General features: G+C 68.7%; 23 protein-coding genes, 1 tRNA gene and 1 other RNA gene. 13 read left to right on the top strand and 12 right to left on the bottom strand.

Annotated features, from left to right (window positions below; all coding sequences use genetic code 11):
* Positions 1-7: 7 nt before the first annotated feature.
* Both ACYVKI_RS05445 and ACYVKI_RS05450 read right to left on the bottom strand, forming a co-directional pair.
* Positions 8-1,468, bottom strand: a complete 1,461-nt coding sequence (locus ACYVKI_RS05445; RefSeq protein WP_460689287.1) for a DUF2079 domain-containing protein — start codon at positions 1,466-1,468, stop codon at positions 8-10.
* 1 nt (position 1,469) lies between these two features.
* Positions 1,470-1,542, bottom strand: a tRNA-Arg gene (locus ACYVKI_RS05450).
* A 255-nt stretch (positions 1,543-1,797) separates the two neighbouring features.
* On the opposite strand from ACYVKI_RS05450, the gene ACYVKI_RS05455 reads away from it, so the two are divergent.
* Complete coding sequence (locus ACYVKI_RS05455) at positions 1,798-2,385, top strand: single-stranded DNA-binding protein (RefSeq protein ID WP_460689288.1); 588 nt, start codon at positions 1,798-1,800, stop codon at positions 2,383-2,385.
* 76 nt (positions 2,386-2,461) lie between these two features.
* A complete protein-coding gene (ettA, locus tag ACYVKI_RS05460) occupies positions 2,462-4,144 on the top strand; it encodes an energy-dependent translational throttle protein EttA (protein WP_460689289.1) in 1,683 nt (560 codons plus the stop codon).
* Between the two features lie 166 nt (positions 4,145-4,310).
* Here ettA and ACYVKI_RS05465 read toward each other — a convergent pair whose 3' ends face one another.
* From ACYVKI_RS05465 to ACYVKI_RS05480, 4 genes are all read right to left on the bottom strand, one after another.
* A complete protein-coding gene (locus tag ACYVKI_RS05465) occupies positions 4,311-5,777 on the bottom strand; it encodes a glyceraldehyde-3-phosphate dehydrogenase (RefSeq protein ID WP_460689290.1) in 1,467 nt (488 codons plus the stop codon).
* Positions 5,778-5,990: 213 nt separating this feature from the next.
* An RNA gene (rnpB, locus tag ACYVKI_RS05470) (RNase P RNA component class A) lies at positions 5,991-6,403 on the bottom strand.
* A gap of 99 nt (positions 6,404-6,502) precedes the next feature.
* The gene (locus tag ACYVKI_RS05475; RefSeq protein ID WP_460689291.1) at positions 6,503-7,000 is read right to left on the bottom strand and encodes a hypothetical protein; all 498 of its coding nucleotides are present in this window, start codon (positions 6,998-7,000) and stop codon (positions 6,503-6,505) included.
* Positions 7,001-7,009: 9 nt separating this feature from the next.
* Positions 7,010-8,563, bottom strand: coding sequence for a flotillin family protein (locus tag ACYVKI_RS05480; protein WP_460689292.1), 1,554 nt, complete (start codon positions 8,561-8,563; stop codon positions 7,010-7,012).
* A 258-nt stretch (positions 8,564-8,821) separates the two neighbouring features.
* On the opposite strand from ACYVKI_RS05480, the gene ACYVKI_RS05485 reads away from it, so the two are divergent.
* The 3 genes from ACYVKI_RS05485 to ACYVKI_RS05495 all read left to right on the top strand — a co-directional run bounded on the left by ACYVKI_RS05485 (position 8,822) and on the right by ACYVKI_RS05495 (position 12,825).
* The gene (locus ACYVKI_RS05485) at positions 8,822-9,745 is read left to right on the top strand and encodes an ATP-binding protein (protein ID WP_460689293.1); all 924 of its coding nucleotides are present in this window, start codon (positions 8,822-8,824) and stop codon (positions 9,743-9,745) included.
* A complete protein-coding gene (locus ACYVKI_RS05490; RefSeq protein WP_460689294.1) occupies positions 9,742-11,958 on the top strand; it encodes a VWA domain-containing protein in 2,217 nt (738 codons plus the stop codon). Before ACYVKI_RS05485 ends, ACYVKI_RS05490 begins: the two co-directional genes overlap by 4 nt.
* Positions 11,959-12,042: 84 nt before the next feature.
* Positions 12,043-12,825 carry a YaaA family protein gene (locus ACYVKI_RS05495; RefSeq protein ID WP_460689295.1) on the top strand — a complete coding sequence of 261 codons (783 nt, stop codon included), beginning with the start codon at positions 12,043-12,045 and terminating at the stop codon, positions 12,823-12,825.
* A 90-nt stretch (positions 12,826-12,915) separates the two neighbouring features.
* Here the strand turns inward: ACYVKI_RS05495 and ACYVKI_RS05500 are convergent, their stop codons facing one another.
* Positions 12,916-13,368 carry a reverse transcriptase-like protein gene (locus ACYVKI_RS05500; protein WP_460689296.1) on the bottom strand — a complete coding sequence of 151 codons (453 nt, stop codon included), beginning with the start codon at positions 13,366-13,368 and terminating at the stop codon, positions 12,916-12,918.
* A 70-nt stretch (positions 13,369-13,438) separates the two neighbouring features.
* Entirely contained in the window at positions 13,439-14,389 is a 951-nt protein-coding gene (locus ACYVKI_RS05505; protein WP_460689297.1) for a Nif3-like dinuclear metal center hexameric protein, read from the bottom strand.
* Positions 14,390-14,510: 121 nt separating this feature from the next.
* Between ACYVKI_RS05505 and msrA the strand changes: the two genes are divergently transcribed.
* From msrA to epsC, 3 genes are all read left to right on the top strand, one after another.
* Entirely contained in the window at positions 14,511-15,101 is a 591-nt protein-coding gene (gene msrA, locus ACYVKI_RS05510) for a peptide-methionine (S)-S-oxide reductase MsrA (RefSeq protein ID WP_460689298.1), read from the top strand.
* A gap of 104 nt (positions 15,102-15,205) precedes the next feature.
* A complete protein-coding gene (gene cysK / locus ACYVKI_RS05515) occupies positions 15,206-16,141 on the top strand; it encodes a cysteine synthase A (protein WP_460689299.1) in 936 nt (311 codons plus the stop codon).
* Between the two features lie 150 nt (positions 16,142-16,291).
* Positions 16,292-16,879 (top strand): serine O-acetyltransferase EpsC, encoded by a 588-nt coding sequence (epsC, locus tag ACYVKI_RS05520; RefSeq protein ID WP_460689300.1) that lies wholly within the window; start codon positions 16,292-16,294, stop codon positions 16,877-16,879.
* 206 nt (positions 16,880-17,085) lie between these two features.
* Here the strand turns inward: epsC and gndA are convergent, their stop codons facing one another.
* The 3 genes from gndA to zapE all read right to left on the bottom strand — a co-directional run bounded on the left by gndA (position 17,086) and on the right by zapE (position 20,984).
* Positions 17,086-18,528 carry an NADP-dependent phosphogluconate dehydrogenase gene (gene gndA, locus ACYVKI_RS05525; RefSeq protein ID WP_460689301.1) on the bottom strand — a complete coding sequence of 481 codons (1,443 nt, stop codon included), beginning with the start codon at positions 18,526-18,528 and terminating at the stop codon, positions 17,086-17,088.
* Positions 18,529-18,784: 256 nt separating this feature from the next.
* The gene (gene ppk2, locus ACYVKI_RS05530) at positions 18,785-19,723 is read right to left on the bottom strand and encodes a polyphosphate kinase 2 (protein WP_179542811.1); all 939 of its coding nucleotides are present in this window, start codon (positions 19,721-19,723) and stop codon (positions 18,785-18,787) included.
* A 181-nt stretch (positions 19,724-19,904) separates the two neighbouring features.
* Positions 19,905-20,984 carry a cell division protein ZapE gene (gene zapE / locus ACYVKI_RS05535; RefSeq protein ID WP_460689302.1) on the bottom strand — a complete coding sequence of 360 codons (1,080 nt, stop codon included), beginning with the start codon at positions 20,982-20,984 and terminating at the stop codon, positions 19,905-19,907.
* Between the two features lie 150 nt (positions 20,985-21,134).
* Between zapE and ACYVKI_RS05540 the strand changes: the two genes are divergently transcribed.
* Both ACYVKI_RS05540 and ACYVKI_RS05545 read left to right on the top strand, forming a co-directional pair.
* Positions 21,135-22,019, top strand: coding sequence for a sulfurtransferase (locus ACYVKI_RS05540; RefSeq protein WP_460689303.1), 885 nt, complete (start codon positions 21,135-21,137; stop codon positions 22,017-22,019).
* A 120-nt stretch (positions 22,020-22,139) separates the two neighbouring features.
* Positions 22,140-22,598, top strand: a complete 459-nt coding sequence (locus ACYVKI_RS05545) for a SufE family protein (protein ID WP_460689417.1) — start codon at positions 22,140-22,142, stop codon at positions 22,596-22,598.
* Here the strand turns inward: ACYVKI_RS05545 and ACYVKI_RS05550 are convergent.
* Positions 22,570-23,943 carry an alpha/beta hydrolase family protein gene (locus ACYVKI_RS05550; RefSeq protein ID WP_460689304.1) on the bottom strand — a complete coding sequence of 458 codons (1,374 nt, stop codon included), beginning with the start codon at positions 23,941-23,943 and terminating at the stop codon, positions 22,570-22,572. The two genes, ACYVKI_RS05545 and ACYVKI_RS05550, sit on opposite strands and share 29 nt — an antisense overlap.
* 124 nt (positions 23,944-24,067) lie before the next feature.
* Here ACYVKI_RS05550 and msrB point away from each other — a divergent pair, with 124 nt between their 5' ends.
* From msrB to ACYVKI_RS05565, 3 genes are read left to right on the top strand one after another with little or no spacing between them, the layout of a single operon-like run.
* On the top strand, positions 24,068-24,499 hold the full coding sequence (gene msrB, locus ACYVKI_RS05555; protein ID WP_460689305.1) for a peptide-methionine (R)-S-oxide reductase MsrB: 432 nt from the start codon (positions 24,068-24,070) through the stop codon (positions 24,497-24,499).
* Complete coding sequence (locus tag ACYVKI_RS05560; RefSeq protein ID WP_460689306.1) at positions 24,496-25,614, top strand: threonine aldolase family protein; 1,119 nt, start codon at positions 24,496-24,498, stop codon at positions 25,612-25,614. The genes msrB and ACYVKI_RS05560 overlap by 4 nt, the downstream gene beginning before the upstream one ends.
* 21 nt (positions 25,615-25,635) lie before the next feature.
* Positions 25,636-26,319 (top strand): DUF3000 domain-containing protein, encoded by a 684-nt coding sequence (locus ACYVKI_RS05565; RefSeq protein WP_460689307.1) that lies wholly within the window; start codon positions 25,636-25,638, stop codon positions 26,317-26,319.
* Positions 26,320-26,322: the final 3 nt, after the last annotated feature.

Consider the following 26,322-nt stretch of genomic DNA (forward strand, 5'->3'; position numbering starts at 1 on the left):
CATCGTCTCAGCGGGCGAGATAGTCCGCACAGCCGGCGCCGTCGACGTCGTCGTCGAGCTCACGACTGAAGACCCACAGCCCCTCGTCGTCCTGGATCACCGGTGTGAAGCCGAGGCGGTCGGCTCGTACGAAGGCTTCGTCGGGAGTGAGCGGATTCGAGCCGCCGAGCTCCTCGACCCGGTCATCGATGATCAGCCAACTCAGCCGCTCCACGTCGGTCGTGCCGTTGAGCCCGACCCGGGTGCGGTCCACCAGATGGGGCACCGCAGTGTCGGCCGCCTCCACACACACCCCGTCCGGAACCGCCTCCACGGCGCGCTGGTGGGCGTGCGCGCGATCGGACATTCCCCAATTGTCAGCGGTCAGCGTGCGTTGCAGGGGGAAGACCTGGGGGAAGAACAGCGTGCCGATCAGACCCACCAGCAGCACCGTCGAGGGCAGGGCGATCGCCAGACGCCGGCCGGTCTGCGGAGCAGTGCGAGCTGCGATGCGCCGTACCACGTCCAGGCCCGCGAGCAGGAACACCGGCGCAAGGATCGCGTCGTACTGGTAGACCGGCGCCCAGACGTTGAGCCGATCATTGAACAGGCGGGAGAGCAGGATGGGTGCGCCGAGGATCACGTACGGCGAGGCGAAGGGCAGCAGCCACAGCGGGAGGAAGTGCAGCAGCCAGAGTCCGACCTTCAACGGGTGGTCGACCAGGATGACGGCGGCGTTCCAGGGCTGGGTGAGCATGAAGACGATCGCCGCGCCCGCCGAGGCGCCCAGCGCGGTGAACTCCCAGTAGCCGAACTCCCCTGCCGGGGAGAAGTGGGGGATCACCACTTCAGTGGCGAACCAGTACCCGGCCACGCCCAGCACCGCGGTGGAGGCCGCGGGCAGCCACCACCGCCGCAGGGCCAGCACGATGGCGATGGCCACCAGAGTGACCCCGAGGTCCTCCCGGACCAGCAGCAGCACGCAGGAGAGCCCCACGGCCAGCCAAGGACGGCGCCGTTCGATCGACCAGATGACCCAGGCGATGAGCGGGACACCGAAGGCGATCTCATGGAAGTCCCAATTGATGATCGCCTGGAACGGCCAGAACAGCAGCAGAGCGGCCGCACTGAGGAGCGCGCTGCGGTGCCCGAACCAGCCGCGCGCCACCAGGTAGACCGGGAACGCGGTGGAGACGAGCAGGCCGGTCATGGCGATGTTGAGCGTGCGCGGATCGTCCCAGATCCAGTAGAGCGGCGCCAACGCGGCGATGATCGGATGGAAGTGGTCCCCGAGTAGGTGGAAGTCCTCACCCTTGACCGGCACGATCGGCGCGTTGAACAACGCATACTGGCGGACCGCCTGGTCGAATATTCCGAGGTCGTATCCCTTGGCCTCGAAGCTCCGGAAGCGGAGCAGCGAGTGCACCAGGTACAGCAATGAGGCCGCCGTCATCACGGCGGCCACCTGCAACTTCTGTGAACGCGTCAAGCGCCCCGGGAGGGATTCGAACCCCCGACCGGCGGATTAGAAGGCCGCTGCTCTATCCCCTGAGCTACCGAGGCTGGCACTGGCGGGGGTCTCGAGCACCTGGCGTGCGCGACGCGGTGCGCCGGACCCGTCCAGTCCGATCCATCAGTCTACCGAGTCTGTTCCTCCACAAGCGACTCCGACGGGTGCGCGACACGCCGCCGGCTCCACAGACGCCCACGGTCCCCTCGTCCGCCGGTTCCCCGCCGCGCAGACTGGTTCCGCTGGATCCCTCCCGGACCAGCACGTGACCCGACCCGGATCAGCCGGCCACACCCCAGGAGGACACCATGAGCGAGACCGTCACCGTCCGCGGATTCATCGGCAATGACGTGCGGACCATCACCACGGAGAAGGGCCTGCCGATCTCCACCTTCCGTCTGGCCTCCACGCCCCGCCGTTTCGACAGGGAACGGGGGGAATGGGTCGACGGTGACACGAACTGGTTCACCGTCACCTGTTTCCGTGCCCTGGCGCAGAATGCCCGCACCACCCTCTCCAAGGGTGACCCGGTCCTGGTCACCGGGCGCCTGAAGGTGCGCCAGTGGACCAATGACACCGGCCAGCGCGGCACCGCCGTGGAGATCGAAGCGGAGGGACTCGGCCATGACCTGACCTTCGGCACCGGCTCGTTCACCCGGCTGGGAGGCCCGGCCTCCGAGCCGTCATCCGGAGGGGGATCGGCACCGTCGCCCACGGCACCGGCAGAAGACCCGCAGGGCGCGTCCGACGCCACGGGATCCGACCTCGGCACCCCGGCAGGGGACGATCCGACGTCCCCTGCGGGGTCAGCCGGGTCAGCCGGGTCAACCGCCTCAGCTGCCACCTCCTGGGACGCCGACCTCTCGGACTCCCCCAGCACCGAGGCCCCGTTCTGAGCCATTCACCGCCATGCTGACCCGGCAGCGGCCGTCCATTGGGCGAACTGCACCGAAGCCGACTAGCCTGGGGATCATGGCAGAGTTCATTTACACCATGGTCAAGGCCCGCAAGAAGGTGGGCGACAAGGTCATCCTCGACGACGTCACGATGTCGTTCTACCCAGGAGCGAAGATCGGCGTCGTGGGCCCCAACGGGGCAGGAAAGTCCACGATCCTGAAGATCATGGCGGGCCTCGACCAGCCCTCCAACGGTGAGGCACGGCTCTCCCCGGGATACTCCGTCGGCATCCTGCTGCAGGAACCGCCGCTGAACGAGGAGAAGACGGTGCTCGGCAACGTCCAGGAGGGCGTGGGCGAGATCTACAGCAAGCTTCAGCGGTACAACGAGATCTCCGAGGAGATGGCGAATCCTGACGCCGACTTCGAGGCTCTCATGGAGGAGATGGGCAAGCTCCAGGAGACGATCGACGCCGCCAACGCCTGGGACCTGGACTCCCAGCTGGAGCAGGCCATGGACGCACTGCGCTGCCCTCCGGGGGACGAGCCGGTGAGCCACCTCTCCGGCGGTGAGCGGCGGCGTGTGGCCCTGTGCAAACTCCTGCTGTCGAAGCCGGACCTGCTGCTCCTCGACGAGCCAACGAACCACCTGGATGCGGAGTCGGTGCTGTGGCTCGAGCAGCACCTGGCAGACTACGAGGGCGCGGTTCTGGCGGTCACTCACGATCGCTATTTCCTCGACCACGTCGCCCAGTGGATCTGTGAGGTCGATCGCGGTCGCCTCTACCCCTACGAGGGCAACTACTCGACCTACCTGGAGAAGAAGCGTGCCCGCCTGGAGATCCAGGGCAAGAAGGACGCCAAGATGGCACGTCGTCTCGCCGATGAGCTCGAATGGGTCCGCTCCAACGCCAAGGGTCGCCAGGCCAAGTCGAAGGCTCGTCTGGCCCGCTACGAGGAGATGGCCGCCGAGGCTGAACGCACCAAGAAGCTCGACTTCGAAGAGATCCAGATCCCACCCGGCCCGCGCCTGGGAACCCAGGTCATCGAGGCGGAGAACCTGCAGAAGGGCTTCGGCGACCGTCGGCTGATCGAGGGGCTCTCATTCTCGCTGCCCCGCAACGGCATCGTCGGGGTCATCGGGCCCAACGGCGTCGGCAAGTCCACCCTGTTCAAGTCCATCGTCGGCTTCGAAGAGCTCGACGGAGGGAACCTCACCGTCGGTGAGTCGGTGAAGATCTCCTATGTCGACCAGTCCCGGGCCGGCATCGACCCGGAGAAGTCCCTGTGGGAGGTGGTCTCCGACGGCCTGGACTACATCAAGGTCGGCAACACCGAGGTCCCTTCGCGCGCCTACGTCTCCGCCTTCGGCTTCAAGGGTCCGGATCAGCAGAAGAAGGCGGGGGTGCTCTCCGGAGGAGAGCGCAACCGGCTGAACCTCGCACTGACCCTCAAGCAGGGCGGCAACCTGCTGCTCCTGGACGAGCCGACCAACGACCTCGACGTCGAGACACTGGGCTCCCTGGAGAACGCCCTGCTGGAGTTCCCCGGATGTGCTGTCGTGATCTCCCACGACCGCTGGTTCCTCGACCGGGTCGCCACCCACATCCTCGCGTGGGAGGGCAGCGATGAGGATCCGGCCCGCTGGTACTGGTTCGAGGGCAACTTCGAATCCTACGAGAACAACAAGGTCGAACGACTGGGACCGGAGGCGGCCCGCCCGCACCGGGTCACCCACCGTAAGCTCACGCGCGGCTGAGATCCGCCGCCGCTGACAGACGAAGGCCCCGCCCTCCAGGTCTCCTGGGGTCGGGGCCTTCCTCGTCGTGCATGATCATCCGTCGACCGTCCTGGGTGGTCGCGGTGGGGTCCGTCGGCTCGGCCGCGCCACCAGCACAGCTCAAACATGCTGACGCCGCCGCATCTCAGAGGATGGAGGCGGAGAGCTCCTCCACTCGGGGATACTTCACCGGTGCCGCATCGGTCATCTTCTCCAGTGTCCGGATGACCTGGGCGGAGTACCCGAACTCATTGTCGTACCAGACGTAGAGGATCGCCTGACTGCCGTTGACGATCGTGGCGAGACCGTCGACGATCCCGGCCGCACGGGTTCCCACGAAGTCAGTGGACACGACCTCCGCCGAGTCGATGTAGTCCACCTGCTTGTGCAGGGGACCCTCCAACGATTCGCGGCGCAGATAGCGGTTGAGCTCCTCCTTGCTGGTCTGACGGTGCAGCTCGAGGTTCAGGATCGCCATCGACACATCCGGAGTGGGCACCCGGATCGCGCTGCCCGAAAGCTTGCCGGTCAGTTCCGGCAGGGCCTTGGCCACGGCCTTGGCCGCTCCCGTCTCGGTCAGCACCATGTTCAGCGCCGCCGAGCGCCCGCGCCGCTCACCCTTGTGGAAGTTGTCGATGAGGTTCTGATCGTTGGTGTAGGAGTGGACCGTCTCCACATGCCCATGGTCGATCCCATAGGCCTCATGCATCAGCTTCGCCACCGGGGTGATGGCGTTGGTCGTGCAGGATGCCGCAGAAAGGATGCGGTCCCCTTCGGCGATGTCCTCCTGATTGACGCCGAAGACGATGTTCTTGATGTCGCCCTTCCCGGGGGCGGTCAGCAGCACGCGAGACACGCCCGGGGCGCGCAGGTGCTGGCTCAGACCCTCCTCGTCACGCCACCGACCGGTGTTGTCCACCACCACGGCATCCTGGATGCCGTGGGCGGTGTAGTCCACCGCGGCAGGATCGTCGGCATAGATGACCTTGATCCAGGTGCCGTTGGCGATGATCGCCTGGTTCTGCTCGTCGAGACGGATCGAACCGGCGAAGGGGCCGTGCACCGAGTCTCGACGGAGCAGAGAGGCGCGCTTGGCGAGGTCGTTCTCCGACCCGCGCCGGACCACGATCGCCCGAAGCCGCAGTCCGGAGGCCGAGGAGGCCCGGCCGACCAGGATGCGGGCCAGCAGGCGTCCGATGCGCCCGAAGCCGTAGAGCACGACGTCGCGTGGCTCCGAGCCGCCCTGCCCTTTGCGCCCGACGACCTCAGAGAGCTCCTGGCGGAGGAACGCGTCAAGATCGGTCGAACCGGACTTCTTGAACCGGGAGTTCAGCCGGGCGATGTCCACGCTCGCCGCCCCGAGGTCCAGAGCCGTCAGCGCCTCGACGAGTGGAAGCGTCTCGGAGATGGGGAGCTCGGTCTCGTCGACCTGACGGGCGAACCGGTGCGCCTTGAGGATGTCGATCGCAGACTGGTTGACAAGTTTCCGGCCGTGGATCCCGGTCACCACGTTGTTCTCGCGGTAGAGCCGACCGATCAGCGGAATCATGGCCTCCGCCATCGATTCCCGGTCGATCCACTGTTGGAGATGCTCGTCAGCATGGTGCGGCACAGTCGTGTTCCTTCCGTGAAGACGTCGTTGTCTTGGGCGGAGTGCCTCGCACCGTCGGCGTCCTCACCGCGGTGCGTCGTCGAAGCGTTCCGCGGTCCAGTCTAGAGCGTCACTGCGGAGGTGACGTCACCGCGACCCCTGACGGGCGTCACATGTGAGGCAGCGCACTGTCGCAGGGCTGTCCGCAAAGCGAGGACGGGGCGGAGACGAGGAGGGACGGGCCGGCCTGTACGCCGGATTCTGTGCCGCGCCCGATGCGCGGCGGCCATCATCCATCTGGACCACGTGTCACCACGGGCCTCGAGCGATCAACCCGGATGCTCGGGCGGGCAGCCCTGAGGACGCATCCTGTTCGATCTTGCACCGGATGGGGTTTGCCGAGCCGCAGCAGTCACCTGCTGCGCTGGTGGTCTCTTACACCACCGTTTCACCCTTACCCGCATCGGACACCGGAGTCTCCGGCGGGCGGTCTGTTCTCTGTGGCACTGGCCTGCGGGTCTCCCCGAGTGGGCGTTACCCACCATCCTGCCCTGCGGAGTCCGGACGTTCCTCGACGCCGCAGTTATCCGACCGCACACCCTGGTGCGGTCGGGGCCTTGCGGCGGCGCGATGGCCCGGCCGACCCGTCCCTGCAGCTCCATGATACGCCAGTGCGAGCCCGGACCGCGGCGCCCGCCTGGTGGAGGTGACACTTCTCTCCCGAGGCCAGGGCACCCCGGCGGGGCTCAGGTCCGAGGGGCGACCTGCAGCCGGGTGGGAGAGAGCACCGCTTCCACGGTCAGCTCCTCACCCTGCACGACGTCATATGCTGCGACGGCGGCGATCTTCAGCCGATGGCCGTGATGCACGACGGTGAACTCGAAGGGCGCGCCGGCCGAAGCTCCGGTGAGGGCGCGACCGGTGGTCCCGACGACGTCCTCGAGCCGGGCCTGCGGCGCCTCCGCACCACGCACCGCGCGCACGGTGAAGCCGGTGACGGCGAGCACGACGACGGCGGCCGCCCCCGCGAACAGCAGGCTCCCGGCCGGACCGAGGCCCAGGGCTCCAGAGCCCATCCACCCGCCGTATCCCCCGCCGGCCACGGCGGCGCACAACGACGTCGACGACAGCAGTCCGTCACCCCCGAGGTCCGGCAGCACCGAGTCGAGCAGTCCGTCGAGGAAGAAGGCGAGCACGGTCAGGACGGTGAAGACGACGGCCACGACGACGAACCCGATCATCATCGGCCCCGGTCAGTCCCGCCCAGGTGTGGCACCGTCGGCGGTGTCGGTGGCCGTCGGGCTGTCCGCGGCCTGGCGCGGGCCGCCCCCCTCATCGGCACCGACATCGGCACTGCCAGCACCCGCAGCAGCACCGTCTGCGTCGGCGTCTGCGGCGGCGTCTGCGGCGGCGTCCCCCCGCGTGACGCCGACGGTGGGCCCCTCGTCGCCGGTGAAGCTCTTCACCAGCTCCCGGAAATCGATGCCCAGGGTGGAGCTCACCAGCTCCACGGCCTGGTTGACGTTGTCGATGCCGTTGGTGACGACCTTGTTGGCCCCGGCGGAATCGATCACCGACAGAGTGTCGATGTTGCTCATCGGCGCGGCGGCCTCGCGGGCGATCTCCGGCAGCGAGTCGACGATGCGGTCCATGATGGCGGCCTGCCCGAAGCTGCGGTAGGCCTCGCCCTTCTCGTGCAGCGCAGTGGCCTCGGCCTGACCCCGATCGCGGATGGCAGCAGCTTCGGCCTCACCCTCGAGGCGGATCGCCCGGGCCTCCTTCTCCCGCCGCTCCAGGTCGGCCTGGGCGCCGAGCCGGACACGCTCAGCCTCGGCCTGGGCCTCGGCGACCTCGGCCACTCGGCGGGCCTCCGCCTCCTGCTCGGCGCGGTAGCGGTCCGCGTCTGCCTGCTTGTGGACTTCGGCCACGAGCTCCTGCTCACGCAGCTGGGCGCGACGCTCGGCCGTCTCCCGCTGCTGGTCCACCACCGCTCGCTGGGACTCGGCCTCTGCTCGTGGGCCGGCGGCTGCGGCCTTGGCCTGAGCCTGGTCGGTCTCCTCCCGGATGGTGGCGTTGCGCAGGTCCAGCTCACGCTGGGACTCGAGGATCTCCTGCTCAGCGGCGATGCGGGCTCGTTCGGACTCTCGCCGGGCGTTCTCCTCGGCGATGTCGGCGTCGCGCTTGACCTTGGCGGCCTCGGGGCGTCCGAGGTCGACCAGGTAGTCGTTGTCGTCCCGGATTCCTTGGATCTGGAAGGCGTCGAGCAGCAGGCCCTGGTTGGTCAGGGTCGACTCGGACTCGTCCAGCGCTCGGGAGGCGAAGGCCTCGCGCTCCCGATTGACCTGTTCCACGGTCATGGTGCCGAGGATGGAGCGGAGCGAGGCTTCGAGGACGTCCTTGGTGAACCGCTCGATCTCCTGCTGCTGCCCCAGGAACCGCTGGGCGGCGGCCCGGATGGAGTCCTCTTTGCCGTCGACTTTCACCAGGGCGACGGCCTCCACATGAAGATTGATGCCGTTCTGGGTGATCGCGGCGGTCTCCAGGAGGACCTTCCGGGACTCCAGCGAGATGGCGTCCGCCTTCTGGACGAAGGGCAGCACGAAGACGCCTCCGCCCTGGACGATCTTCTGCGTGGCCGGAAGTCCGGAGTCCCCGCTGCGGCGGGAGCCGGATCCCGAGACGATGATCGCCTCGTTGGGCTTGGCGATGCGATACCGCGCGATGATCGCGCCGATCGCCACCAGGATCACCAGGATCAGGCCGAGGATGGGGACGAACAGGCTCGCCCCGAGCAGTGTCTCGAGCATCGGTTCAGTACCTCTTCAGTGGGGAGTCGTTCACAGACGTCGCATCGTCCTGCAGCACCGGGGAGGCCGGCCGGCGCACCGGCGAGGCGACGCCGTCGCCGCAGGTCCGACGCGTGCGCCGAGGCACTCTCCTGCTGGCGAGGGTATCAGCCGCACACGCTCCACTGACTCGTTTTTCCCCAGACTTCGGAGGTGCCGCTGGAGGCGGCACCCACCCTTTCTTGCGAATCGTTCGCAATTGATCTAGGTTCGTCTTCTGTGTTTCCCTTCACGGCCGTGCTCGGCCAGGACCAGCTGAAGAACTGCCTGCTCCTCTGTGCCGTCGACCCCACGATCTCCGGGGTCCTCGCCATCGGCGACCGCGGGACGGCGAAGACCACCACGGTCCGCGCCCTGGGCGAGCTGCTGCACAGCCAGGGCCTCGACATGCCCGTGGCAGAGATGCCACTGGGAGCCACTGAGGATCGCGTGCTCGGAAGTCTCGACGTGGACAAGGCGCTGCGCGGCGAGGTCGCGTTCGCACCGGGCATCCTCAGCCATGCCGACGGCGGATTCCTCTACATCGACGAGGTCAATCTTCTCGACGACTTCCTGGTGGACGTGCTGCTCGACGTCGCGGCCTCGGGTGTCAACCGAGTGGAGCGGGACGGGCTCAGCCATACGCATGCGGCACGATTCGTCCTGGTCGGCAGCGGAAACCCCGAGGAAGGAGAGCTTCGGCCCCAGCTGGAGGACCGCTTCGGCCTGGCGACCGAGGTTCAGACGATCACCGATCCGAAACTTCGGGTGGAGATCGTACGCCGGCGGCTGGAGCATGATGCCGATCCGGAAGGCTTCGGCCGACGCTGGCACGACAGCCAGATGCGTCTCGCCGCCCGGATCCTCGCCGCCCGGGAACGGCTGGACACGGTGTCGATCCCTGAGCGGGTGCTTCAGCGCATCGTCGACGTCTGTGTGGAGTCGGGCGCCGTCGGCCACCGAGCGGACCTCGTGCTGGCCCGCACCGCTCGCGCGCTGGCGGCCATGGCTGGCCGTGACGAGGCCTCCCTGACAGACGTCGCCTTCGCCGCGGTCCCGGCCCTGCAGCATCGCACGCCCGCCCGCCCCGGAGATCGGAGCACCACGGCAGCAGCGCGGGTGCGGCTCAGCGCGGCGCGCGTGCTGGGTCTGCGTGCCGCATGAGACGTCTGCTGAGTCCCGGTCCGACACCCGCCCGGGCTCCAGGCGGCGCATCCGCTCATGGGCGTCCCTTCCGCGTCTCAGCGCTGGCCTCGGCGCTGGAGGGTGATCCGCTGTCCGCCGCAGACGACGCGCTGCACCTGGTGATGGCCGCCTGGGAGACCGGTGTGCAGTGCGGGCTGCTCTGCACCGGGGATCCGCTGCTGGCCGACGCGGCATTCGCCCGCCTGCGCGCGGCCGCCGACCATTCCTGTGGCCACGCCGCGGCGATGAACGGTGACGAGCTCGCCGCGCTGCAGGGGTCGCGGCTTCTCGTCCGAACCGCTGACATCACCGAGGTATCACCGGCCTTGCTGCGGCGATGCACTGCAGTCCTCGATTTCCCCCACCCTCCCCTGCCCTGGCGCAGCGGGCCTCAGATCGCAGAGACCGGCGAGTCCTCGTCGCCCAGCAGGCACAGCGGCGGCGCTGAACAGGACACCACACCGGACGACCGACCGGTCACTGAAGGGGCCACCGAACGAGCCACTGGACGCGACACTGGACGCGACACTGGACGGGACATCGTCCACGACCCTGTTCGTGCCTCCGAGGCCCTGACCGTCGACGTCGTCGCGCTGCTGTCTCAGGCCGGGTGCCATGATCATGGGCTCGACACGACCGCGACCCGGCTGGCCCTGGCCTTGAGCGACGAAGTCGGTCGGGAACAGGCACTGACCGTGCTGCATCGAGTGGTCGCCGCACCACGTCAAGTGCTCCGCAGGTCGTCCGTGGATGGCTCCGAGGGTGGCTCTGAAGGCGGCTCTGCGGACTCCACATCCTGCGGTGAGGGCGATCCGGCCTCGCAGCACGCCGGCGAGGAGGGGGACGGCGAAGCAGGTCCCGCCTCTGAGACCGAGGACGCGGCCCGGGGAACGACCGGTGACAATACGGAGACGGATGCAGAGACGGAGGCAGAGACGGAGACACGGACAGACCAGCCCGCCGGCGGGACCGGGGATGGGGCCTCCCCGGAGGCCGGCCCAGCTGCCGAGGACCGAGGAACCACCGACGCCGCAGACCCCGCCGTGGGCTCCCCAGGCTCCCCGGACTCCCCGGACTCCGCAGACCACGGCTCCGCAGACCACGGCTCCGGGGACGAGGCGTCCGAGGGTCAGGCGTCCGAGGGTCAGGCGTCCGACGCCGACTTCCCCTCCGGGCCTGTCGCCACCCCCGGGAACCCGGCCGGTCTCGACACCGAGGGCCCGTCCGGGCCACCACACGGAGACGACACCGAGCCTCTCACCATCGACCTGGGCCAGGTGCAGCCGGACGCCGAACATCTCGAACTGGACCTCCAGGTCGCCGCCCGAAGCCCTTCCTCGAGCAGCGATCCCGGATCCCGTCCGCCGGTTCGCCTGCCCCCGGCACGACACCACCACCGGGGCCATGGCGGGCCACGGAGCCTGTCGACGGTCCGCGGGACGACGGTCCGTGAGGTGCCGGTGGAGCGCGCCGCCGGGGTGATCGCCATCGGGGCGACGCTTCGCCAGGCCGCCAGACGCCACGCGGCCGAGGTGCGCGCCGCTCACCCGGAGGCGGTCGGCGGCCCGACCGGATCGGCCGCCCCGGGGCCCGTCGGCTGTCCGTCGGCCGACGAGCCGCCTGAAGAGGACCGCCCCCTCACCGTCCGACGCGACGATCTCCGGGGTGCGCTGCGGCGCCGCCGCGGCGGAATGCACACCGTGGTGATCGTGGACGGGTCCTCCTCATTGCGTGCCGGCGGGCTGGCCCGCGCCGCGGCGATGCTCGACGAGCAGGTTTCCTCGGCAGTGTCGCGGCGAGGGCTGGTGTCCGTGGTCCTGGCCGCCGGCTCGGTCCCGCGGCTGCTGGTCTCCCGCACCGCCAGTCTGTCCCGTGTCCGGCAGACCGTCCATCGGGTGGCGGCTGGAGGGGGCACGCCTCTGGTCCCCGCACTCGAACTCGCCGAGGACCTGCTGGTCGAGGACGATCCGCCGCATCGTCGTGTGCTGCTCCTCTCCGACGGGCGCCCCACAGTGGGGCGCGCAGGCGTCCACTGCCGGCCGCAGGCCGCTGTGGCCGAGCTGGAGGACCAGCTTCGGATTCTGGTGCAGAAGTGTGCGGAGGTCGCCCTGCTCCCGGTCGGGATCTCCTCATCCCGAACCCGCCGGGAGGTCGCGGCACCGTTCCGGCGTGCCGGGGCCCAGGTGCTCTGAGGCACAGCGTCGTCCGTCCCGACGTCGCCGGGGACACCACCGGGGACACCACCGGGGACACCACCGCGCTGGTAGCCTGCTCCGGTGCTGATCTTTCTCCCTCCTTCCGAAGGCAAGACCCCGCCACGCGAGGGGGCCGCCCCGGTGGCCCTCGACGCCCTCACGCTGCCCGACCTGGAGGAGCAGCGCAGGACGGTGATGGATGCGCTGATCCGGGTGAGCCGACAGCAGGACGCCCAGAAGGTCTTGAAGGTCGGGGCCCGGGTCATGGAGGAGGTCGCGCGCAACGAGGAGCTCTGGCAGGCCCCTGCGGCGCCGGCCCATGAGATCTACAGCGGGGTCCTCTTCGACGCGCTCGGCGCCTCGGAGCTGCCGCCGGTCGCCGCGTCGCGTGCCGCTGAGCAGGTGCTGATCTTCTCCGGCCTCTTCGGTGCGATCTCCTTCGCCGACCGGATCCCGGCGTATCGGCTCTCCATGGGCGTCGACCTGTCGCCGACGGACGGCAGCCCGGCTCCCGGTCGCCTCGGGAGCTATTGGCGGCGCGCTCTGGACGAGCCGCTGCGTGACCTCATCGGCGACCAGCTGGTCCTGGACTGCCGGTCCTCCAGTTACGCGGCGGCCTTCCGATCGGATCCCCAGCAGACAGTAGTGGTCAACAGCTTCACCGAGCGCGAGGGTGAACGGAAGGTGGTGACCCACTTCGCCAAGCATGCCCGCGGTGTGCTCAGCGGCATGGCCCTGCGCGCCGAGCACCAGCCGCGCCACGTCGACGACGTCGCCGAGCTCGCCTCGACGAGGTGGCAGGTGGAGGTGCGCCCGGCGACCGGCCGCACGCCCCACCAGCTGGACCTCATCGACCAGGGCTGATCGGCAGGCGCTGATCGACCAGAGCTGACCGGCAGGTGCTGAGCAGCGACGGCCGGTCCGCCTCGCTGCTGCCCAGCCGTGCCCGCACGGTCAGGAGGCCGGCTGGATCCTGCTGGTCTCCGGGTCCCAGTCCACCCCGGCCGCGGCGGCGTCCATGGCCTCGTTGCTGAGGGCATCGGCGTCGCCGTTCTTCGCCCTCGGGATCCAGGTGAAGGTCACGTTCATCAGCGGAAGGATCTGTGCCGCCTGGTGGGCCAGGCGCTTCATGTCGGCGTGTTTGATCTTCCACCGCCCGCTCATCTGCTCCACCACGAGCTTGGAGTCCATCCGCACCTCGACTGTAGCCTGCGGGTCGATCTCACGGACCAGGGTCAGTCCGTCGATGAGCCCGGTGTATTCGGCGACGTTGTTGGACGCTTGGCCGATCGGAGTGGCCTTCGTCGCCAGGATCCTCCCCTCGGTGTCCCGCACGAGGGCTCCTGCTCCGGCGATGCCCGGATTGCCGCGGCTGCCGCCGTCGGCCTCGATGATCAAAGTGGTCACGTCTCTCCTGTCACGCGCTGGGTGGATGCCGCGCCGCCTCGGCCCCTCGGCGGCTTGCGCCTCACCCGGGTCACCGCCCCGGAGTGATCACGAAGTCCCAGGGGTCGGTGTTGATGCCGCTGACGGCGACCTCCACATCGTATCCGCGATAGCTCAGGGCTCGGTCCAGGGCATGCGCCGCTGCAGGCAGCCAGAGCCACTCACTGGCGAAGTGGGAGACGTCGATGAGGAAGGGACGGCCCCCGCGCACAGCCTCGCGGGCCTCGGAGGCCGGGTGATGGCGCAGATCCCCGGTGATGTAGACGTCGGCCTCCGCCTCACGGGCAGCGTGCAGCAGACTGTCGCCCGCCCCGCCGCACAGGGCCACCCGCTGGATGAAGGCGTCCCGGTCCCCGGCCACACGGACGCCTCCGGCCACCGACGGCAGGACGGAGAACACCGTGGCGGCGAAATCCCCGAGGGTCGTGCCGGCGGGCAGGGAGCCGATGCGTCCCAGGCCCTCCTCCTGGAGACCGGCGGCGGCCGCCTGCAGGGGCACCGCATCCTCCAGACCGAGGATCTCAGCGAGCACGTCGTTGACTCCGCCCACGGCGGAGTCTCCGTTGGTATGGGCGGTCAGCAGACCACAGCCTGATTCGATGAGGCGGTGGATCATCTCTCCCTTGAAGGTCCCGGCCTCGACGCTCTGGACCGGTCGCAGCAGCAGCGGGTGATGGGTGATGAGCAGGTCTGCCTGGGCGGTGCAGGCCTCCTCCACCACAGCCGCGACAGGGTCCACGGCGAAGTGGATGAGCTCCACCGGTCGGTCACGGCGCCCGGAGACCAGCCCCACGGCGTCCCATTCTTCAGCCAATGCGGCGGGCCAGAGCTCCTCGAGGAGCTCCAGCACGTCGCGCAGCAACGGGGTCCTCCGGCGCCCGGGCACCGGAGGTGCCGCGGCGACACGATCAGCGGTCTGATCAGCGGTCGGTTCGGCGGAGGCATGGTCAGGACGGGATCCGGTCCCGGGGGTGTGTGCCATATCTCCAGTTGTACCCCGTCGGCGGGACGGATCACCAGGGACACACCAGAGAGGCACCCCGCATGCCGCCTCCCCCGGGTGTGGCAGGAATGTCGGGGCACCCTGTGGAGTTGTCCCGATCATGACGATCTTCAACCAGGCGACGAGCGTGCCCGACACCGGTGGAGAGGCTCCCGCGCTGCGAACCGTGGTCCTGGCGGCCGGCTGCTTCTGGTGCCTGGACTCACTGGCACGCCGGCTCCGGGGAGTCCGGACGGTCCGGAGCGTCTACACCGGCGGGACGGGGCCTGCCGACTATGAGTCGGTGTGCTCCGGGACCACGGGACATGCTGAGGCGGTCGAGATCACCTTCGATCAGCAGACGCTGCCTCCGGAGATCCTCTTCGACGTCTTCTTCAGCGCACATGATCCCACCCAGCTGAACCGGCAGGGGCACGACGTCGGCACCCAATACCGTTCCGCGATGTTCTACGCCGATGCCGTGGAGCTGGACGAGTTCCGCGCGGCGATCGAACGGGCGCAGGCGGCCTACCCCCGGCCGATCGTCACCGCGCTGGAACCTCTCGGCCCGATCGTCGAGGCCGAGCCGGTGCATCAGAACTTCCACGCGCGTCGCCCTGACGCCGGTTACTGCCGGGTCATCATCGACCCCAAGGTCGCCCGGCTGCGGCAGCGTTACGCCGGATGGCTCCGGGACGGCGTCCCGGTCTGATCAGCCGCTAGAGTCAACACTGGCGGTGCTGTGCTCATGGCGGGCCGGCACCAGCTTCCGCCTGTGATTCCGATCCACCACCCTCACGGAAGAGGTTCCCCACCATGGCCAAGATCCTGGACAACATCACCCAGGCCGTCGGCAGCACTCCGCTGGTGCGGCTCAACCGGCTCGACGCGGACCTGCCCGGCAACGTGGCGGTCAAGCTCGAGTTCTACTCCCCTGCGAGCTCCGTGAAAGACCGCATCGGCACAGCCATCGTCGACGCCGCCGAGGCGGCCGGTGTGCTGAAGCCCGGCGGCACGATTGTGGAGGGGACCTCCGGCAACACCGGAATCGCCCTGGCCATGGTGGGCGCCGCACGGGGCTACCGGGTGGTTCTGACCATGCCGGAGACGATGTCCACCGAACGGCGGGTCATGCTCCGGGCCTTCGGCGCTGAGATCGTGCTGACCCCGGGGGCGGACGGCATGCGCGGGGCTGTCGAGAAGGCGAAGGCCATCGTCGACGAGACGGAGAACTCCATCTGGGCCCGTCAGTTCGCCAACGAGGCGAACCCGCAGGTCCACTACAACACCACAGGCGACGAGATCTGGCAGGACACCGACGGCGCCGTGGACGTGCTGGTCTCCGGCATCGGGACCGGTGGCACCATCACCGGGGCCGGTCGGCGGCTGCGCGAGCACAAGCCGGGCATCCACATCGTCGCCGTGGAGCCGCAGGACTCCCCCATCCTCTCCGGCGGAGCCGCGGGTCCGCACAAGATCCAGGGAATCGGCCCGAACTTCGTGCCGGACATCCTGGACCGGGACGTCTACGACGAGGTCATCACCGCCCATCTCGACACCGCCCTGCAGACTGCGCGCGATCTCGGCACTCAGGAAGGCATCCTCGGCGGCATCTCGACCGGGGCGAACGTCGCCGCCGCTCTGGAGGTCGCCGCCCGGGAGGAGTACCGGGACAAGCTCATCGTCACCGTCGCCTGCGACTTCGGCGAACGGTACATCTCCACCCTGCTCTACGAAGACATCCGCGGCTGAGCGCCGCTCGGGGCACCTCCACCAGAGCGTGCCGACCTGGGACTCCCCCCCCCCCCCCCACAGATCCCGGCCAGGCCGGCTGGCCGCGGACGGCACCGCGCGGATACTCTTCTGGGACCCGCCGTCGACGTCGAAAGGCACCGATTCACCTTGGGCATCATCAAGCGTCTGCGTGAGGACATCCGCTCCGCGCGCGAGCACGACCCGGCCGCCCGCAGCGACGTGGAGGTGGTGCTGGTCTATTCCGGGCTGCACGCCATCTGGTCCCATCGGGTGGCGCACCGGATGTGGCAGCGGCGTCCGCTGAAGACACCAGCTCGCCTGCTCTCGCAGGTCACCCGGGGGCTCACCGGCATCGAGATCCATCCCGGCGCCCAGATCGGGCGGCGCTTCTTCATCGACCACGGCATGGGTGTGGTCATCGGCGAGACCACTGAGATCGGCGACGACTGCATGCTCTACCAGGGCGTGACGCTCGGCGGGAGGTCGTTGGAGGCCGTGAAGCGCCACCCCACGCTGCAGGACGGCGTGGTCGTGGGGGCCGGCGCCAAGGTGCTGGGGCCCGTGGAGATCGGCGCAGGCTCCGCCGTCGGAGCCAATGCGGTGGTCGTCAAGTCAGCTCCGGAGAATTCGATCCTCACCGGCATCCCGGCCAAGGACAGGCAGCGTCGCGAGGAGGAGCACCAGCCTGCCGTCGACCCGGCTGAATACGCCCTGGATCCCGCTCTGTTCATCTGAGGCCGCCGATGTGCCGGAAGACGTCGGCACCGAGAAGAGTGCCCCAGCCGGAGGCTGCTCGCTGGGCCTCCCCGGACACGACGAGGGCCCTGCCTGCGGATCGCGACTGATCGTTCCGCGGGCAGGGCCCTGGCCGTGTCGTGCCAGGAGGGCTCCGATGTCTTCAGCTGACCTCAGCTGACCTCCCCGCCACCGATGGATCGGGCTCAGGCCTCGATCTCTGTGCGGTCTCCAGACCAGAGTGTGTGGAAGGTGCCGTCCTTGTCCACACGCTGATAGGTGTGCGCGCCGAAGAAGTCCCGCAGCCCCTGGGTCAGCGCAGCCGGGAGGCGGTCCCGGCGCAGGCTGTCATAGTAGGCCAAGGAGGAGGCGAAGACCGGGGCCGGAACGCCGTGGGTCGCCGCGGCGGCGACCACCCGACGCCAGGCGGGCAGGCACTCATTGATGGCCTCGGTGAACTCCTCGGCCAGAAGCAGGTTCTTCGGCCGCGCTTCCGCCTCGGCGTCGTAGGCCTTCATGATGGTGTCGAGCAGGTCGGCACGGATGATGCAGCCGGCGCGCCACAGCGAGGCGATCGACTTCAGGTCCAGGTCCCAGCCATACTCCTCCCCGGCGGCGACGAGCATGTCGAGGCCCTGAGCGTAGGCGACCAGCTTGGAGGCGTAGAGCGCCTTGCGCACATCCTCCACGAAGTCGGCGCCGAACTCGGCGCTCGGAGCGTTCTCGTCGATGCCTGAGCTGAAGACGGCGTTGGTCTCGGCGCGCAGCTGTCGCTGTGAGGAGATGGAGCGGGCGAACACGGACTCCGCGATCGCGGTCACCGGCGAACCGACCTCGAGGGCGGAGATCGCCGTCCAGCGGCCAGTGCCCTTCTGCCCGGCCGAGTCCACCACGACGTCCACCAGCGGACGACCGGTGACCTCATCCTCCTGTTCGAGGACCTCCGAGGTGATCTCGATCAGGTAGGAGGCCAGGTCCGTGGTGTTCCACTCGCGGAAGACCTTCGCCTGTTCGGCAGGCTCGATGCCGGCGAGGCTGCGCATCAGGTCGTAGGCCTCACCGATGACCTGCATGTCGGCATATTCGATGCCGTTGTGGACCATCTTCACGTAGTGGCCGGCCCCGTCGGTGCCGACCCACGCGCAGCAGGGTTCACCGTGGTAGTCGGCGGAGATCTTCTCGAGCATCGGGCCGAGGGTCTCGTAGGACTCCCTCGATCCGCCGGGCATGATGGAGGGCCCGTTCAGGGCGCCCTCCTCACCGCCGGAGACCCCGACGCCGACAAAGTGCAGGCCTTTGGCACGCAGCGTCTCCTCGCGCCGACGGGTCTCCTCATAGAAGGAGTTGCCAGCGTCGATGATGATGTCGCCCTCATCGAGCAGCGGGACCAGATCCTCGATGACAGCGTCGACCGGCGCCCCGGCCTTGACCATGATGAGCACACGCCGCGGACGCTCCAGCGACTCCACGAGCTCTGCGATCGTCTCCGTGCGGACGAAACGTCCTTCGGACCCGTGCGCTTCGAGCAGCGCATCGGTGCGGCCCACCGACCGATTGTGCAGGGCCACGGTGTAGCCGTTGCGGGCCAGGTTCCGTGCCAGGTTGGCCCCCATCACGGCCAGTCCGGTCACGCCGATATCGGCACTCATGCAGTCTCCTTGTCGAGGTCTGGTGATCGATCGAATGCATCCTAGTACCGGGAGGTTTCCGCGATGACGCAGTCTCCTCATGCCTCACCCGCCCCGTGGTGAGGCGGCGGCCCAAGGTGCTCAGATGACACGATGCTCGCCGTCGACGGTCGACGACGACCGAGGAGGCGAGCGTCTCCACTCTATCGCTTCGGAGCCAGCACTGTGATGACCATTGCGTCCGGGCCCAGACCGCAGCCGGCGGACCGCGCCGGAGTCAGTCGCCGACGGCGTCGCGCCCGCGGCGCACGATGAGCGGGTCGGGTTCGCCGACGACCTCATGGTCCTTGCCCTCGTACTCGAACTGGCTGAGGAAGTAGCGCATGGCGTTGAGCCGGGCGCGCTTCTTGTCATTGGACTTGATCGTGATCCAGGGCGCGTGATCGGTATCGGTGCGCCGGAACATCTCCTCCTTGGCGTCGGTGTAGGCCTCCCAGCGATCGAGGGACTCCAGGTCCATCGGCGAGAGCTTCCACTGCCGGACCGGGTCGATCTGCCGGATCGCGAAGCGAGTGCGCTGCTCCTTCTGGGTCACGGAAAACCAGAACTTGGTCAGGTGGATGCCGGCGTCGACGAGCATCTGTTCGAACTGCGGAGCCTGACGCATGAACACTTCGTACTCGTCGTCGGAGCAGAAGCCCATCACCCGCTCCACGCCGGCGCGGTTGTACCAGGAACGGTCGAAGAGGACCATCTCTCCAGCGGTGGGCAGGTGATGGACGTAACGCTGGAAGTACCACTGGCCCCGCTCGCGGTCGGAGGGCTTGTTCAGCGCGACCACCCGTGCCGTGCGCGGGTTGAGATGCTCGGTGAAGCGTTTGATGGTGCCGCCCTTGCCGGCCGCGTCCCGTCCCTCGAAGACCAGGACGTGCTTGAGACCGTAGTCTTCGGCCCAGTACTGGAACTTCAGCAGCTCCACCTGCAGGTGGTACTTCTCCAGCTCGTAGATGTCCCTCTCGAGGCGGTACTCGTAGGGGTAGTTCTCCTGCCAGGTCTCGACGGCGTTTCCCTGCGGGTCGATGAGATCCGGATCCGGAGTATGGCCGTCCTGGACCGTGTAGCCGCCCTCACGGAGTCGGTCGATGAACTCCCGCAGGTTCTCCCGGGGTGCCTGGTTCAGATCCCCCACGATGTCCTGCACCTGGTCTCTGATCATGCTCACGCTCCCCTTCTCTCCTGCGACGGCATCCATCAGATCAGACGCCGATGAACCGCTCGTTAACGAGCTGCCTGGGGCGCCGCTCGCGCCCGGCGGAACGCGACGGCTCCCTGATGGTGAGGAACGAGTCTACGCCTCCAGGGCACAGGGCACAGCAGGTGGCGCACCGAGGACGGGCTCAGAGCGCCTTCTCCCCCATCTGTCCGGCGCGGACCAGAGCGGTCAGGCGTGAGACGGCCCGGTGATACTTCTTCATGTATCCGCCGGACATCATCTCCTCGGTGAACAGCTGGTCGAAGGGGACGCCGGAGGCCACGATCTTCACGTCCTGGTCATAGAGCCGGTCGGCCAGCACCACGAAGCGCAGGGCCAGCGACTGGGCGTCGATGGTGGTGACGTCCTTCAGAACCAGGACCTCCACGCCGCTGATCATCCGCCGGTAGCGGCTGGGGTGGACCTGGCTCAGATGCTCGGTGAGGTCCGTGAAGTCGTCGACGACGATCGCCGCCCCCTGATGATGCGCGGAGGCGAAGTCCTCCAGCTCGTCGGTCGCCAGGGGCGGCGGGGCCTCCGGCAGTCCTCGATGACGGAAGTCCTCGCCGTCGACGCGGACCACGGCGAACTGGTCGGCCAGCACCTGGATCTCGCGCTGGAAGTCGGAGGCGGCGAAACGCCCCTCCCCCAGGGATCCCGGCAGGGTGTTGGAGGTGGCGGCGAGCTTGACTCCGGCATCGGTGAGCTCGCGCATCAGCCGGGACATCAGCACCGTGTCTCCGGGGTCGTCGAGTTCGAACTCGTCGATGCAGACCAGGGAGTAGTCCGAGAGCACGTCGACGGTGCGTCGGAAGGACAGCGCGCCGACGAGGTTCGTGTACTCCACGAAGGTGCCGAAGGCCCGCAGGCCCGGTGACGCGTGGTACAGAGAGGCCAGCAGGTGCGTCTTGCCCACGCCGAATCCCCCGTCGAGGTAGATGCCCCCGGCGCGGGTGGTCTTCGGGCCTCGTCTGGTCTTGGCTGCGCGGTCTCCCCCGCCGAAGAGACGGGAGAGCATCCCGCCGGTTCCCCGGGAACGGCCCACGGTGCCGGCGAAGCCGCGCAGCGCCTCCACCGCCTGGGCCTGCGAGGGATGTCCGGGGTCCGGGATGTAGGTGTCGAAGGAGACGTCGGCGAAACGGTAGGAGGGCGTCAGGCCCTCCAGCAGCTCCCCGACGCCGACCTGCGGGCTCCGGCGGCTCAGCGGTGTGGCATCAGACGGCATGAGCCCATGCTACCCAGTGGTGGTCGGGTGGTCGCATGACGGATCGTGACGTCCGGCGGGCACCCGGTAGGCACACAGAGCACACCTCGATACGCTGACACCAGGTGTTTCCACAGGTGTACGGACGAGCCCGACAGAAAGGCCCCGCAGATGAGCGAGAAGGACTTCAGCCAGTACGCCCACCCGGAGAAGCTGGTCTCCACCGCATGGGTGGCGGAGCACAAGGACGACGAGGGCGTGGTGCTGGTCGAGTCGAACGAGGACGTCCTGCTGTACGAGACGGGTCATATCCCCGGGGCGGTGAAGATCGACTGGCACACGGAGCTCAACGACCCGGTCACCCGCGATTTCCTGGATGGTGAGCACTTCGCCGAGTTCGCCGCCTCCAAAGGCATCAGTCGGGACTCCACCGTGGTGTTCTACGGGGACAAGTCCAACTGGTGGGCCGCCTACGCCCTCTGGGTGTTCACGCTCTTCGGCCACGAGGACGTCCGCCTCATGGACGGCGGTCGGCAGAAATGGATCGCCGAGGGCCGGGAGGTGACCACCGACCGTCCGGAACCGGTGCGCGGGGACTATCCGGTGGTGCCGCGCGACGACTCGACGTTCCGGGCCTTCCGTGAGGATGTGTTCGAGCACTTCGGCAAGCCTCTGGTGGACGTGCGCTCTCCTGCGGAGTACACCGGTGAGCGCACGCATATGGACGGCTACGAGGAGGAGGGTGCCCTGCGCGGCGGCCACATCCCGACGGCGGCCTCGGTGCCCTGGGGCAGGGCCGCGGAGGAGGACGGCACCTTCAAGCCGCGCGAGGAGCTGGAGACGATCTACCGCCAGGAGGCCGGCCTGGGCGCCGCCGACGAGGTCATCGCCTACTGCCGCATCGGCGAGCGGTCGTCGCACACCTGGTTCGTGCTGCAGCACCTGCTGGGCCACGAGAACGTGCGCAACTATGACGGTTCCTGGACGGAGTGGGGCAATGCGGTGCGTCTGCCGATCGCCGTGGGCGAGGAGCCCGGCGAGGCTCCCCGCCGCTGAGACTCGGGCCGAGGTCAGAGTCCCCGCGTCGGCTCATCTCCCAACCTCTTGACGGTGCACGCCCTGCGGGAGGGCATCACGCCTGCGCGTGATGCCCTCCCGTCCTATCCTGGAGACATGATGACCACCACCACCGCCGAGCACCTGCCCGAGCCGCTGGCCGAGATCGTCGAGGAGTTCCAGGCGGTGCCGGACCAGCAGAAGCTGGAGCTGCTGCTGGAGCTCTCCCGCGAGCTTCCCGAGGTCCCCGAGCACTATCAGGATGCGGCCGAGTCCATGGAGCAGGTGGTGGAGTGTCAGACGCCGTTGTTCCTGGCCTTCGAGTATGACGACGACGCCCGCACCGCCGACATCGTGTTCTCCGCCCCGCCGGAGGCGCCCACGACCCGCGGCTTCGCCTCGATCCTGCATCAGGGGCTCAGCGGTCTGCGCTACGAGGAGATCCTGGCGGTCCCCGACGACGTGCCGAACCGGCTGGGGCTGGCCAAGGCCATCACCCCGCTGCGTCTGCGGGGAATGTCAGCGATGCTGGGACGCATCAAGCGCAACATCACCGACCATGTCGCGTCCCTGAGCTGAGGTGGGCGGGGGCGTCGCCGGCGAAGAGCCGAGTCACCCACTCCTCGACGCTGTCCTCCCATCGTTGACGGTCATGGTTCCATTCCTTGACGTGGCGCGCCTGGGTGAATGGCACGAAGCTGACCATCTCATTGCGTTCGGCGAGGTTCCGCGAGGGTGCGTAGGGGACGACGTCGTCGTCGCTGCTGTGCAGGATCAACGTGCGCACGTGCAGCTGGTCGGCACGATCGATCCAGTTCAGCATCTTCAGATCCACCGGGGCGCCCAGACCGGTCACGCGGCGACCGGCCGGGTGTGAGATGAACCATCGCCCCAGTCTTCCCACCGCCTCCGGGATCCGGTTGGCCCGCGCCTGGTAACCGAGCACGTCGATCCAATCCACCACTGGTCCGGTGAGCACCAGTCCCCGGATCGCCGGCGCGAGCCGGGACCGGTCGGCTGTCTGCAGGGCGATCGCCCCGCCCATCGACCATCCGAAGAGCAGGACATCCTCCGCCCCCTGGTCGAGGGCATGCTGGACGGCCGCCTCGACGTCCTCCCATTCCGTGATGCCGAGACCATAGCGACCGTCCGGGGCGTCGGGGGCCTCCCCGTCATTGCGGTAGGAGATCAGCAGAGAGTCGATGCCGAGCTTCTCGGCCACGCCCAGCGCACGGATGCCCTCCGTCCGCCGGCCTCCCCGACCATGGACCATCACCGCCCACACGTTCTTCTCCCCCAGGGGCCCGCCGCGTGTGCCCGGAGGCACGTGCCACGCAGGTGCCGGTCCCCCCGGCAGCTCCACGACGACCTCCTGCGCGGCGAAACCGGCGTCCTCCGGCGTGGGGTCGGGCACCGACGTCCACCAGCCGCGCGAGACGCGCCGGAGGTCTCCGTGGTACACCTTCTCCACGCGACGGGAGATCGTGCCGTCCCGCGGACTGAACGAGGTGATCTCCCCGATGCGGGCGCTGGCCCGGCCGCCATGGAAGTTGAGTCCGTAGGTGCCCTCCACCACCGTCTCGGGAGTCGCCGGCAGGATCACCTCATCACCGGCGCTGCCGCGGACCACTGCCAGGATCTCCAGGTCCTCGGCGTGCTCCTTGGCGGGGGTGACCACCATCCGGGCGAAGTGACCGGCCAGCGCCGATGCGGCCCCGGCCAAGGTCATCCCGGCGGCCAGGCCGGTGCCGGCTCCCAGGACAGTGGCACGCAGCCAGGGGGTCGATGGTTCAGGCTCGGGCGCCCGTCCGGGCAGGGCCTCGGGAAGCTGCCGGAGGAGCGTCCGGACCCGGGAGGGCGTGATGGCCCCGGCGCCGGTGCCGGGACGCCTGTCCGGTCGGAGTGCGCGGGTGAGAGATGACATGGGGTGAGGACCTCCCACGGAGTCGGTGCGTGATCGCTGGTGGGGCCGGAAGCCCACGACTCAGCTTACGCGCGCCGGGCGCGGGGAACCCACCTCGCCGACGCGATCGTGATGTGATGGAGCCATGAGCACAGACCAGACGGATGCGGGAGCCTCCTTCCGCTCGTTGAGCGATGCCCAGTGGCGTGAACGGCTGACTGCCGAGGAGTACTATGTGCTGCGCCAGGGCGGCACCGAGCGGCCGTTCAGCGGTGAGCACTGGGACACCACGCGGCCCGGGGTCTACCACTGCCGGGCCTGTGGAGCCGAGCTGTTCACCTCGGAGGCGAAGTTCGACGCACGCTGTGGGTGGCCGAGCTTCTACCGACCCGCCGAGGGGGCGAACGTACGGTACCTGCAGGACAGGTCCCTGGGCATGGAGCGGGTGGAGGTCCGTTGCGGATCCTGCGACTCGCACCTGGGCCATGTCTTCTCCGGAGAAGGCTTCGACACCCCCACCGACCAGCGCTTCTGCATCAACTCCCTGGCGATGACCTTCCAGGAGCACCACCGGTGACCAGCATCGAGCTGCAGGGCTCTCCTGCTCAGAGCGGACCGCCGGCCCCTCCCCAGCATGTGGATCCGTCCTTCGCGTCCGACAACACCGCAGGCGTCTCCCCGGCGATCCTCGAGGCGCTCGCCCGGGCGAACCCCGGTGCGGCTCTGCCCTACGGCGAGGATGACGTCACCGCACGGCTGGAGCACATGGTGGCCGAGCAGTTCGGGCCGCGGGCCCAGGTGTTCCCGGTCTTCAACGGCACCGGCGCCAATGTGGTCGCGCTGCAGGCGATGCTCCCTCGCTGGGGTGCGGCGATCTGCACTCAGCAGGCCCATGTGAACACCGATGAAGGGGCCGCCCCGGAACGTCTGGGGGCGATCAAGCTGCTGGCCCGGTCACGACCCGATGGGCGGCTCACCGCCGACGACGTCGACGCCGAGCTGGGAGCGCAGGGGTTCGTCCATGCCGCACAGCCGCTGGCCGTGACGCTGACCCAGTCCACTGAGCTCGGCACGGTCTACTCCCCCGAGCAGGTCGCCGCCGTGGCGGAGCGCGCCCATGCCGCAGGCCTGGGCGTCCACATGGACGGTGCACGGCTCTCCAACGCGGCCGTCGCCCTGGGGGCCTCGCTGCGGGAGATCACCGCCGACGTGGGCGTCGACGTCCTGAGTCTCGGCGGCACCAAGAACGGGGCACTGGCGGCCGAGGCCGTGGTGGTGATGGACCCGGACCGAGTGGCCGGTCTCGACTACATCCGGAAGTTCTCGATGCAGCTGGCCAGCAAGCAGCGGTTCGTCTCCGCCCAGCTGCTCGAGCTCTTCGGCACGGACCTCTGGCGCCGCAACGCCGAGCATGCCAATTCCCAGGCCCGCCTGCTCGGTGAGCGTCTGGCTGAGCTCGACGGCATCGAGCTCAGCTCTGCTGTCACGGTCAACGCGGTGTTCCCGAAGATGCCCCAGTCGGTGCTGGAGGCGCTGCAGTCCCGGTACCTCTGCCATGTGTGGGACCGTGCGGACGACGGGGATCCGATCGTGCGGCTGATGTGCTCCTTCGAGACCTCGGAGGCGCAGATCGACGAGCTGGTCGCGCACGCGCACCAGGCCACCACGGCGCGCCTGGCCCATGGGAGCTGATCCTGTCCATAGGCTGGTCGTGTGACAGCACTCGGTCCAGCCGGGACTGATGGGGGACGCGGACGCAGCCCACAGATCTCCACCCCCGGCATCGACGAGCTCCCAGAGTCGTTCCGCTCGGCCCTGGGAGAGCTGCGCCGTGCCCGGCCCCGGCATCAGGCCCAGGTCGAGGAGATCCCGGCGCCCGTGAAGCTGGCTCCTTATGCGGTGGCGCTGCGGGCTGAAGTGCTGGACCCCTCGTCAACCGTCCCACTGCATGGTCCGGCGCGGCTGCGGTCGACCCCGGAGGAACCTGATCTGCTGGCCACCGGACGCTTCATCCTGCTGCACGACCCGCAGGGACAGGAGACCTGGGGCGGAACGTTCCGCGTCGTCATCTACATCCGCGCCGAGCTGGATGCCGACATGGGCAATGACCCCCTGCTCGCCGAGGTCGCCTGGACCTGGTTGAGCGACTCGTTGGACCAGTGCGGAGTCGAGCACAGCCGCGCCGGCGGCACCGCCACTCGCATCCTCTCTGAGTCCTTCGGCAGCCTCGAACAGCGCCGCGCCAGCAGCACCGTGGAGCTGCGTGCCTCGTGGACGCCCACAGGTCCGCGCCTGGGCCGGCACCTCGAGGCCTGGGCAGACATGGTCTGCTCCTTCGCCGGACTCCCGCCCCTGCCCGACGGCGTGGTGGCTCTGCCGCATGTCAGGAGGAACTGACCA

It is taken from the genome of Nesterenkonia suensis (assembly GCF_054782935.1).

Coding starts and splice junctions, on each gene's coding strand:
- ACYVKI_RS05480 (WP_460689292.1), bottom strand. CDS start 8,563: ATGCTCGAGACACTGCTCGGGGCGAGCCTGTTCGTCCCCATCCTCGGC.
- msrB (WP_460689305.1), top strand. CDS start 24,068: ATGAGCACAGACCAGACGGATGCGGGAGCCTCCTTCCGCTCGTTGAGC.
- ACYVKI_RS05475 (WP_460689291.1), bottom strand. CDS start 7,000: ATGATGATCGGGTTCGTCGTCGTGGCCGTCGTCTTCACCGTCCTGACC.
- ettA (WP_460689289.1), top strand. CDS start 2,462: ATGGCAGAGTTCATTTACACCATGGTCAAGGCCCGCAAGAAGGTGGGC.
- ACYVKI_RS05505 (WP_460689297.1), bottom strand. CDS start 14,389: ATGGCACACACCCCCGGGACCGGATCCCGTCCTGACCATGCCTCCGCC.
- ACYVKI_RS05550 (WP_460689304.1), bottom strand. CDS start 23,943: ATGTCATCTCTCACCCGCGCACTCCGACCGGACAGGCGTCCCGGCACC.
- ACYVKI_RS05455 (WP_460689288.1), top strand. CDS start 1,798: ATGAGCGAGACCGTCACCGTCCGCGGATTCATCGGCAATGACGTGCGG.
- ACYVKI_RS05540 (WP_460689303.1), top strand. CDS start 21,135: ATGAGCGAGAAGGACTTCAGCCAGTACGCCCACCCGGAGAAGCTGGTC.
- gndA (WP_460689301.1), bottom strand. CDS start 18,528: ATGAGTGCCGATATCGGCGTGACCGGACTGGCCGTGATGGGGGCCAAC.
- ACYVKI_RS05545 (WP_460689417.1), top strand. CDS start 22,140: ATGACCACCACCACCGCCGAGCACCTGCCCGAGCCGCTGGCCGAGATC.
- ACYVKI_RS05490 (WP_460689294.1), top strand. CDS start 9,742: ATGAGACGTCTGCTGAGTCCCGGTCCGACACCCGCCCGGGCTCCAGGC.
- cysK (WP_460689299.1), top strand. CDS start 15,206: ATGGCCAAGATCCTGGACAACATCACCCAGGCCGTCGGCAGCACTCCG.
- msrA (WP_460689298.1), top strand. CDS start 14,511: ATGACGATCTTCAACCAGGCGACGAGCGTGCCCGACACCGGTGGAGAG.
- ppk2 (WP_179542811.1), bottom strand. CDS start 19,723: ATGATCAGAGACCAGGTGCAGGACATCGTGGGGGATCTGAACCAGGCA.
- zapE (WP_460689302.1), bottom strand. CDS start 20,984: ATGCCGTCTGATGCCACACCGCTGAGCCGCCGGAGCCCGCAGGTCGGC.